This is a genomic window from Mesorhizobium sp. M7A.F.Ca.ET.027.03.2.1 (genome assembly GCF_003999175.1).
Lineage (GTDB): Bacteria > Pseudomonadota > Alphaproteobacteria > Rhizobiales > Rhizobiaceae > Mesorhizobium.
Window position 1 is genome coordinate 1 of record NZ_RZOM01001939.1, and the last position, 415, is coordinate 415.

The 415-nt window shown below is 59.5% G+C and carries 1 pseudogene; it reads right to left on the reverse strand.

Annotation, left to right across the window (positions count from 1 at the left end):
• A pseudogene (locus EN750_RS38875) lies at positions 1 to 415 on the reverse strand (lipoprotein-releasing system transmembrane subunit LolC); the annotation flags it as partial.

Sequence of the window (415 nt, forward strand, 5' to 3'; positions counted from 1 at the left end):
TGGCGATGTCGTGCCCCTTGTCCTTCACCAGCATGATCAGGCCGGAGATGATGTTCAGCGCCGCCACCAGCACGATCAGCGTCAGGATCATGAACATGACGTTGCGCTCGACCTGCAGCGCGGAGAAGAAGGTCTCGTTGCGCTGACGCCAATCGATCATGTCGATCGGCCGCTGCGCCGCCGCCTCCACCTTCGGTTTCAGCGCATCGACATCGTCTGGATTGTCGACATAGATCTCGATCGTTTGCGCCCGCCCGTCCATGTTGAAATAGAGCTGCGCTTCCGAGAACGGCATGTAGACGATGGAGGTGTCATATTCGGACATGCCGACTTCGAAGATCGCCGCGATCTTGTAGCCCTTCATGCGCGGCGTGGTGCCGATCGGCGTCACGTCGCCGTCGGGCGAAATCAAGGT